Source organism: Streptomyces sp. NPDC002403, assembly GCF_053593015.1.
Map to the genome: position 1 here is coordinate 317,493 of NZ_JBSFBQ010000002.1, position 9,076 is coordinate 326,568.

At 72.8% G+C, this 9,076-nt stretch carries 6 protein-coding genes and 1 pseudogene; 2 read left to right on the forward strand and 5 right to left on the reverse strand.

Features of this window, described 5'->3' with window-relative positions; genetic code table 11:
- The first annotated feature begins 184 nt into the window (after positions 1-184).
- The gene (locus tag ACWCPY_RS03910) at positions 185-2,221 is read left to right on the forward strand and encodes an ATP-binding protein (protein ID WP_451262718.1); all 2,037 of its coding nucleotides are present in this window, start codon (positions 185-187) and stop codon (positions 2,219-2,221) included.
- Positions 2,222-2,252: 31 nt separating this feature from the next.
- On the opposite strand, the gene ACWCPY_RS03915 is transcribed toward ACWCPY_RS03910, so the two are convergent.
- The 4 genes from ACWCPY_RS03915 to ACWCPY_RS03930 form a co-directional block, all read right to left on the reverse strand.
- Positions 2,253-2,975, reverse strand: a complete 723-nt coding sequence (locus ACWCPY_RS03915) for a TetR/AcrR family transcriptional regulator (RefSeq protein ID WP_451262719.1) — start codon at positions 2,973-2,975, stop codon at positions 2,253-2,255.
- Positions 2,976-3,058: 83 nt separating this feature from the next.
- Entirely contained in the window at positions 3,059-4,141 is a 1,083-nt protein-coding gene (locus ACWCPY_RS03920; RefSeq protein ID WP_451262720.1) for a PDR/VanB family oxidoreductase, read from the reverse strand.
- Positions 4,142-4,143: 2 nt separating this feature from the next.
- A complete protein-coding gene (locus ACWCPY_RS03925) occupies positions 4,144-5,049 on the reverse strand; it encodes a metal-dependent hydrolase (RefSeq protein ID WP_451262722.1) in 906 nt (301 codons plus the stop codon).
- A 76-nt stretch (positions 5,050-5,125) separates the two neighbouring features.
- The gene (locus ACWCPY_RS03930) at positions 5,126-7,060 is read right to left on the reverse strand and encodes a hypothetical protein (RefSeq protein WP_451262723.1); all 1,935 of its coding nucleotides are present in this window, start codon (positions 7,058-7,060) and stop codon (positions 5,126-5,128) included.
- 454 nt (positions 7,061-7,514) lie between these two features.
- On the opposite strand from ACWCPY_RS03930, the gene ACWCPY_RS03935 reads away from it, so the two are divergent.
- On the forward strand, positions 7,515-8,240 hold the full coding sequence (locus ACWCPY_RS03935; RefSeq protein WP_451262724.1) for an AfsR/SARP family transcriptional regulator: 726 nt from the start codon (positions 7,515-7,517) through the stop codon (positions 8,238-8,240).
- Positions 8,241-8,379: 139 nt separating this feature from the next.
- Here the strand turns inward: ACWCPY_RS03935 and ACWCPY_RS03940 are convergent.
- Positions 8,380-9,076: pseudogene (locus ACWCPY_RS03940) on the reverse strand (hypothetical protein); the annotation flags it as partial.

Here is a 9,076-nt window from a genome sequence, read left to right on the forward strand (position 1 = left end):
GACGGGGCTACGTTGGGAGGCAGCAGCCGTCGGGGAATGCCGCAGCACCGCACCCCCGGCGCGCCCTCCCACCCCCCGGCCGGTCCCGGCCCCTCTCCGGTACGCCAGGCGTCCTCGTATGCCTGCTCCGTACGGGAACCAGGGGCCGGGACCGGCCGGTCCACCTGTTTCGGCGACGGTGACCATGGCGAGCAACATCCCCGAGGAGACAAGCAGCTTTGTCGGACGGAAAGCGGAACTTGCCAGGCTGGAACACACATTCGCCACGCACCGGCTGATCACGCTCACCGGCAGCGGCGGTGTCGGCAAGACCAGGCTCGCCGTCCGTGCTGCCCGGCAGTCGGCGGCCGCCCACCGCGACGGCGCGTGGTGGGCGGACCTGTCACCGCTCCACGACGACGGACTGCTCATCGCGACCGTCTCCGACGCGGTCGGGCTCTCCGACCACACCCTGCGCATGCCCATCGACGCGCTGTGCGAATGGCTGGTCGACAAGGAACTGCTGCTGATCCTCGACTCGTGCGAGCATCTGCGCCCCGCCTGCGCGCACCTGCTCGGCGAGATCCTCACCACGTCCCCCGGCCTCACCGTGCTCGCCACCAGCCGGCAGCCCCTGGACATCAGGGGCGAGCAGGTCGTCGAGGTGGACCCGCTGCCCGTCGAGGGCGCGGCCGACGCGCTGACCCTGTTCCGGGACCGGGCGGCCGCCGCGGCCCCGGGCCTCGCCCTCGACGAGCCGGGCAACGCGGAGGCCGCCGCCGAGATCTGCCGCCGCCTCGAAGGCATTCCGCTCGCCATCGAACTCGCGGCGGGAGCCCTCGGCCGGGACACCGTCGAGCAGGTCGCCGCACGGATCAGGTCCCGCTTCGACGTACCCGCCGACGCCTCGCTCTGGCCGCCGCGCCACCGCACGCTGCGCACCGCCATCGGCTGGAGCCATGAGCTGTGCACCCCGCTGGAACGGCTGCTCTGGGCCCGGCTGACCGTCCTGCGCGGCGACTTCGACGAGGCCGTCGCCCGCGAGGTCTGCGCCGGGGGACCGCTCACCGCGGACGGGGTGTCCCGGGCTCTGAACGGCCTGGTCACCAAGTCCGTCGTCGGCCGGGACGGCACACGGCACCGCATGCTCGACACCATCCGCGAGTACGGGCGGATGTGGCTCGCCGAACTCGGCGAGGAACGGGCCGCCGCCGACCGGCACGCCGCCTGCTTCCTCGGCCTGGCCCGCAAGGCCCACGCCGGCTGGACCGGCGACGACCAGATCAGCTGGTACCACCGCATCGCCGAGGCGCACGCCGACCTCTGCGCCGCCCTCGACCACCTGCTGGCCCACGACACCGCGGCAGCCCAGGAGATGGCGGGACGGATCGGCTTCTTCTGGTGCTGCTGCGGCCACCTTCCGCAGACCCGCGAGTACGCCCGGCGCGCCCTGGCCGCCGGACCGACCGAGGGCCCCCACCGCACCCGCGCCCTGTGGGTGCTGGGCATCACCGTCATGCTCCAGGGCGACTACCCGGCCGCCCGCCGGCTGGGCCGGGAGTGCACCAGGGAAGCGGCGCGCGACGGCACCGACGAAGGCATCCTCGCCGCCGCCTATCTGTGCGGCCTCACCGACCTGATGACCGGCCGCCCCGAGGCGGGCCTGCGCGAGGTCGACCGGGTCCTGCGCTCGACCGGCACCGCCACCCCGCTGGAGAAGGCCTACCGGCTGCGGTGCAGGCTCATCACGGTCTTCGCCCTGACCGGGCTCGGCCGGCTGGACGAGGCGGCGGAGGCCGCCGCGGTCCTGCGTGAGGTCTGCGAGGCCCAGGACGAGTGCTGGACCCGTAGCTACGTCGACTACCAGCTCGCCCTGATCGCCCTGCTGCGGGGCGACGCCGAAACATCCGCCGCCCACGCCCGCTCGATGCTCGAGGGCAAGCACCGCATGCGCGACCGCTTCGGCATCGCGCTGGGCCTGGACATTTTGGCCGCGGCGATCGCCGCCCAGGGCGCGGGAGCCCGCGCCGCCCGGGTCTACGGCACGGGACAGGTGTACTGGCGCATGGTCGGCCATCCGCAACGCGGCACCCCGGAACTGGGACCCCTGCGCGAGGCATGCGAACGCCAGGCCCGCGAGGCCGTCGGTGACGCCGCCTACCAGCGGGCGTTCGAACGGGGCCGGGCGGACAACGCGGAAGTGGGCCTGGCCGCCGCACTCCAGGGCGAGCTGCTCATGTGAGGCGAGCCGGCCCGGGCACCCGGAACCGGCCCTACGGCAGCCGCTGCGGGGGAACGGCCGGTACGGCGGGGGCCAGGTCGGAGAGCCGGTCCAGCAGCTCGCCGAACGGCCCGTCCGCCGGCTCCTGGCCGAGCACCCGCAGCACGACGCCCGCCATCTCCGTGTTGTACGCGGCACTCACCGCGGCCAGCGCGGCGAAGTCGTGCACCAGTTGCAACTCCAGCTCCTCGCGCGGAATCCGCCGCCCGTCCAGCCAGATCAGTGCCGTCGACTCGGCCAGCGAGACCCATGACCGCACGACCAGCTCCAGCCGGTCCGGCGGATTCTCGACCCCCAGATGGGCCAGGATCTGCTCGCAGGCAGCCTGCCGCACCCCGTCGATCATCGCGTTCGCGGTCGAGGACCCCACCGCCGGCCCGCCCCGCATCAGCGCCGAGAAGCCGGGCCCGTGCTCGTCGACGAAGTCGAAGAACCGGCGCATCACCCTCAGCAGCCGGGCCCCGAGCGGGCCTTCGCGGGGCTCCACGAACCGGGCGGCCAACTCGTCGGCAGCCCGTCGCAGCGCTGCCTCGTACAGGCTCTGCTTGCCCGGGAAGTAGTGGTAGACCAAGGGCCGCGAGATCCCCGCGGCGGCCGCGATCTCGTCGATCGACACCTCGTCCGGGGCGCGGTGACTGAACAACTCCAGCGCGACACCGATCAATTGCTGTCTGCGCTCCTCGACGCCCATCCTGCGCCGCACCCCGGTCGTCATGGTGGACAGCGTACCGAGTGGAGCGGCGGGGGAGGGGCGGCGGGCGACCCCGTCTCCGTCGGTCCTGATCCGCCGCACCGGCACTAAAGGTCCAGTACCAGCCGCTCGCCCCGGCACCGGGACACACAGATCAGCATCGAGTCGTTCCGCTCGGAGTCCGTCAGGAGATCGTCGCGATGGTCGATCTCGCCCTCCAGGACGCGCTGCTGACACGTTCCGCAGAAGCCCTGTTCGCAGGAGTACGAGACGTACGGAAGCGCGTCGCGCACCGCCGCCAGCACCGACCGGTCCGCCGGTACCCGGACCGTACGGCCGGAGCGGCGCAGCTCGACCTCGAAGGGGGCGGAGCCGGCCGACGACGCGGCCGCCGCGGTGAAGCGCTCCAGATGGAGGGTGCGGCCGGGCGGGAGCGCGGCGCCGACCGCGTCCATCAGGGGTTCGGGGCCGCAGCAATGGACGGCCGTGCCCTCCACCGTGTCCGCCAGGGCCGCGGCGGCGTCCGGGTGGCCCGCCTCGTCCTCGGCGACGACCGTCACCCGGCCGCCTTCGGCGCCCAGCTTCTCGATCTCGTCCAGGAACGGCATCGTGGCGCGGCTCCGTCCGCCGTACAGCAGCCGCCAGTCGGCGCCCGAGGCGGCGACCGACCGCAGCATCGGCAGGATCGGAGTGATGCCTATGCCGCCCGCGATGAACAGGTACGCGGGCGCGTCGGCGAGCGGGAAGCGGTTGCGCGGGTCGCGGATCTCCACCTCCTCGCCCTCGCGGAGCCGCTCGTGGACCTCGCGGGAGCCGCCGCGACCGTCCTCGACCAGCCGCGTCGCGATGGTGTACGTGTCGGGGTCGGCCGGGTCCCCGCACAGGGAGTACTGGCGGACCAGGCCGGAGGGCAGCAGGAGGTCGAGGTGCGCGCCGGGCTGCCAGGCCGGCAGGCCACAACCCTTGAGCCGGAGCTGGACGACGCCTTCGGCCGGGGTGGTCCGCTCGGTGATCAGCAGCCGCCGGGTGGCGGTGGTGCGGCGCTCGGAATGGCCCGAGACCGGCTCCTCCAGCGCCGGCAGCGGCCACAGCGGGGAGTTCTGGATGCGGCGGTGCAGGGCGCGCTTGGCCAGCAGTGCGGCGCCCGCGACCAGGACGACGGTGCGCGGACGGGGCAGGGGGAGCGGCATGGTCAGCTGGTTCCCGTCATGCGGGCCTCGGCGGCCGTGGCCGCGGGCGAGTGGGCGAGATAGTCGATGGCCTGGGCCGTACTGCCCTCCTGCGAGGGGTGGTAGCCGCGGCTCAGATAGCGGGGGACCGACCGCAGCAGATCGCCGGTGGCGGGCAGGGTGCCGCGCTTGCCGCTGAGGTAGAACTCCTTGAACGAGCCCTTGCCGTTCAGCAGGCTCGGGTCGTTCTCCATGAAGAAGCGGATGCCGCGCTGCCAGAGGAAGACCAGAGCGCTGAAGGCCGTCGCCCAGGTGCGGGCCCGCCGCCGGTAGCCGCCGTCGACATGCATGAAGACCTCGAACGCGACCGAGCGGTGCTCGACCTCCTCCGCGCCGTGCCAGCGCAGCAGATCCAGCATCATCGGGTCGGCGCCGCGCCGGTCCAGCTCGTCGGCGTTCAGCACCCAGTCGCCGAGGAAGGCGGTGTAGTGCTCGATCGCCGCGATCAGTGCGACCCGCTCCATCAGCCACCACCTGCGCGCCCTGCCCGGCGGCAGCGTCCGGTCGCCGAGCAGCTTCTCGAAGAACCAGTCGACCTGCGCGGTGTACGGCGTCGGGTCGAGACCGAGCTCCTTCAGGCGGGGCAGGACGTCGTCGTGCGCCTGGGAGTGCACGGCCTCCTGGCCGATGAAGCCGATGACGTCCTGGCGCAGCTGCTCGTCGTGGATGTACGGCAGCACCTGCCGGTAGACGTGGATGAACCACCGTTCCCCGGCAGGCAGCAGGAGATGGAGCACATTGATGGTGTGCGTGGTGAACGGGTCACCCGGCACCCAGTGCAGAGGAGTCTTCTCCCAGGCGAAGGAGACCTTGCGGGCCTTGAGGGGCGTCCGCTCCGACGCGACCGGCGCTGGCTGCGTATTAGACATGCTGTCAATGTACTGAGAGGTAGGTCGCGGGAACAGAGGCGTGCCGCGACTTTCTGACACCCACGAAGGCGGGCCGTCAGCGCAGCCCGCCCACCCGACTGCCGTCCGCCAGCGTCCCGTTCAGCCGCGCCCGGTCGCCCGCCCTGGCCGGCACGGCGAGAAGGCGGCTGTCGGAGCGCCCTTCCACCCCGCCCGACGCGGTCAGCGAGGCGAACTGCTCACTGCCCGCCGCCAGTACGTACCAACGGCCGCCCTGCGACTTCCAGAGCACCCCGGCCAGCACCCGGGGGTCGCGCACCCCGCAGGCCGGGGAGTCCTCGGCCCTCGCCGCGACCGCCCCGGGCGGCCCGCCCGTCGCGACGGCCGGCGCCGAAGGGGCCTGGAACTGGGCGAGGACCCGGCTTCCGGTGCCCCGCCAGGTCTCCGCCCTGGTGCAGAGCCAGCGCGCGGAACCGTTGCCCTCGGGCAGCGGCTGCTCGGCGTACTGCCAGGAGTTCACCGACCGCACCCCGCGCGACCGCACGGCGGGCAGCAGACAGGCGGTCCGCGCCCAACTGTCCCGCTCGGCCCACCCGGTGACGTCGTGCGGCGCCGACGGCGGGCCCGAGGTCAGCCGGGCGGGGGTCAGCTCACCGAGGTCCGCCAGCAGCCGGGCCGCCGAGCCGTCACGGATCTCGATCGCCTGCCAGGCACGGCAGTCGCGGGCCGTCGCCGGGCTGGTCAGCGCGGCGGTCACCCCGTCGCGGTCGCGGCGCAGCGGCCGCGGGACGCCGTCCGGCGCCAACAGGTCCCGCACCGACACCGTGGTCACCCAGGGCGCGGTGAGATAGCGGACCCGGTCGCCGGCACGCGCCACGATCAGGGCGGCGGCCGACGCCATGTCCGCACCGTCGGCCCGGGCGAAGTCCAGCGCGACATACCCGTCCCGGCCGGCACCGGGCTCCGCGTACCGCACGATGCGCAGCCCGTCGTAGAACAGCACCACCGCCACCCGGTCCACCTCGCCCGCGTACAGCAGCTGCGGCGCTCCCATCGGAGGCCCGATGGGGGTTTCCGGGGTCGCCGAGATGCGCACCTCGCCGTCCGGGTGCGCCCAGCCGGCGAGCGCGCGGCGCAGCAGCCCGGTGTCCTCGGCGCGGTTGCCGCGGGTGGGCCAGGCGGTGAAGTCGGTACGCGGCGAGCGCTGCCAGAAGCCCGCGGACACCCGGCTCAACCTGCCCGGATCCAGGGCCTGTTCCACAGCGGCGTCATGGGTGTACGACGACGGGGGCAGGGCGCCCGGCCCCCAGCCGTTGCCCGGCAGCCCCAGCAGTGCCCCGCACACCAGCGCCGCCGCGACGGCCGCCAGTGCCGCCTTCGCGTGCTGCCTGCGGCGCAGCAGGTCCGGCGGCCGGGCCTGGAGCGAGCAGGGGTCGAACTCCCGGGAGCCGAGGGGCGCGTACGGCGCCGGAGCGCCCTGCGCCGCCACCAGCGCCGCGTGCGGGTCCGCGACCCCGGCGTCCGAGAGCACCCGCCGCACCTCCGCGTCGGCCAGCCCCTCCAGGCCGCGCAGCGCATGGGCGGCGCGCCCCGGACCGGAGAGCGCCGCCAGGGCGTTCTCCAGGGCGAGCCCGTCCGATCCGCCCGAGTGCGGGAACAGCCGCAGCCCCCACACGAGCGGGAGGAACGGGGGCAGCGCGACGCGGCCGAGGCCGCGTCGCGGCAGGTCCGCCGCCAGCGCCGCACGCAGCACCCGCCGGCGGGCGAGCGCATAGGACGGATCCACCGCCGCCGCGCCGCCGGGCCCGCGCGGCCCCGGGATCCCGCCCCCGGACCCCGCCCGGCGTCCGGACAACAGACACCGCTGGGCCAGCGCGTGCGCCTTCAGCACCCGGCGGTGGCTGCCGAGGGACGGCGGCAGCACGAGATAGCCGAGCCGGACCAGCCGGGGATAGTGCTCGACGAGCGCCGTCCCGGCCTGCTTCCCGTCGGCCGGGGCGGCTGCGGAAGGTACTTCTGGCAGTGGACGCACGTTCAGCAGAACGAGCGAATCGTGCGATGGTCACCCCGGCGTGTCCATGTGTGAGGCAACGGGCCGTCGCCTCACCGCAGTTGTCACCCGCTGAACCCGTGGCCGTGCCGGGCTGCCCGCTCCCGCCGTTCGTCGCGCTCATGAAGATCCCCGCGCGTGGTCCACCGGTGTCCACGGCGCGGCGATGGTGCCCGCCGCCCGCCGGCTCGACTCGTGTGCCATACCCGGAAGCTAGGCCGGAGAGTACCGGTCCTTGGCCCCGATGAGGACAATTCGACATCCCCCGGCAGGTAGAGCAGCATGGCTATGCGGGAGGTGTACAGATCGCCGGCCCCCAGTAAAGACGGCGCGGCCAGTCGAGGGGCGCCGGGTAGACCGACTCCTACGCGATCACAAAGCCATGAGCTCATATGATCTCGCTTTCTCTCCGCTGCCCACCAGGTCCGGGCCGTCCGTGACCATCTCTCTTCTCGGCGGTTTCGACATCGTCGTCGGCGACGAACCAGTGACCGTCCCAGTCGGCTCGAAGCGACTACTGGCGTTCATTGCGCTACAATCCCGGGCCGCTGTTCCTCGCACTCTGGTCGCCGGGAGCCTTTGGCCCGAAGCATCCGAGCAATGTGCGAACACGAACCTGCGGTCGGCGTTGTCACGCCTCCAGACCCTCGGGAAGCAGGCACTGAACATCTGCCCCGCCGAGTTGCGCCTCGCGCGGGAGGTCACCGTCGACCTGTACCGAGTGCGGTCGTTGGCCCAGCGGATACTCGATCCTCATGTCCCGGCCGGGGAACTCGACCTCGACGCGACGGCTGTCGACCAGCTGTCCGCGGATTTGCTGCCCGGCTGGTACGACGACTGGGTGTTGCCGGAGGCGGAGCAATGGCGGCAGCTTCGACTCCATGCTCTTGAGGCACTGACGGGAGCTTTCATCGACACGAAGGAGTTCGCCTGGGCGGTGACGGCCGCCCATGCGGCCGTCACCGCGGATCCGCTGCGCGAGAGCAGTCAGGCTTCGCTGATCCGGGCGCACCTGGCGGAGGACAACCGGTCCGAGGCGCTGTACAACTTCGAACGCTACGAGCAGCAGCTCCGCGACGAACTGGGACTCCGCCCCACACCGCGGCTGTGCCGGCTGGTGTCCGAACTTCAGCGGTCGCGCCCGGGTAGCGGATCCCCGTAGCCGTAGGTTCCCGTCGTAACCGAGCGGGGCCCGCCCGGAGCAGCCGTTCCCGGAGTTGACGAACCCGCCACTGTCCAGTGGCGGGTTCGCACTGCCGAGTTCGGTCGGCAGGTTTGGCGTGGTCAGCACGCGACAGAGGTCACGTCTGTGCGCCCTGCTGGAGGACGTTGCCGCCGTTGTCGCCGCCGGTCTGTGCGCCCTGCTGGAGGACGTTGCCGCCGTTGTCGCCGCCGGTCTGCGCACCTTGCTGGAGGACGTTGCCGCCGTTGTCGCCGCCGGTCTGCGCACCTTGCTGGAGGACGTTGCCGTTGCCGCCACCGGTCTGTGCGCCCTGCTGGAGGACGTTGCCGTTGCCGCCGGTCTGTGCGCCCTGTTGCAGGACGTTGCCGTTGCCGCCGGTCTGCGCACCTTGCTGGAGGACGTTGCCGTTGCCGCGTCCGGTCTGTGCGCCCTGTTGCAGGACGTTGCCGTTGCCGCCGGTCTGTGCGCCCTGCTGGAGGACGTTGCCGTTGCCGCCGGTCTGCGCACCTTGCTGGAGGACGTTGCCGTTGCCGCGTCCGGTCTGTGCGCCTTGCTGGAGGACGTTGCCGTTGCCGCCGGTCTGTGCGCCCTGTTGCAGGACGTTGCCGTTGCCGCCGGTCTGTGCGCCCTGCTGGAGGACGTTGCCGTTGCCGCGTCCGGTCTGTGCACCTTGCTGGAGGACGTTGCCGTTGCCGCGTCCGGTCTGTGCGCCCTGTTGCAGGACGTTGCCGTTGCCGCGTCCGGTCTGTGCACCTTGCTGGAGGACGTTGCCGTTGCCGCGTCCGGTCTGCGCGCCCTGTTGCAGGACGTTGCCG

What these genes read in the sequence shown, in the direction of transcription:
- ACWCPY_RS03910 (WP_451262718.1), top strand. Translation starts at nt 185, where the DNA reads ATGGCGAGCAACATCCCCGAGGAGACAAGCAGCTTTGTCGGACGGAAA.
- ACWCPY_RS03915 (WP_451262719.1), bottom strand. Translation starts at nt 2,975, where the DNA reads ATGACGACCGGGGTGCGGCGCAGGATGGGCGTCGAGGAGCGCAGACAG.
- ACWCPY_RS03920 (WP_451262720.1), bottom strand. Translation starts at nt 4,141, where the DNA reads ATGCCGCTCCCCCTGCCCCGTCCGCGCACCGTCGTCCTGGTCGCGGGC.
- ACWCPY_RS03925 (WP_451262722.1), bottom strand. Translation starts at nt 5,049, where the DNA reads ATGTCTAATACGCAGCCAGCGCCGGTCGCGTCGGAGCGGACGCCCCTC.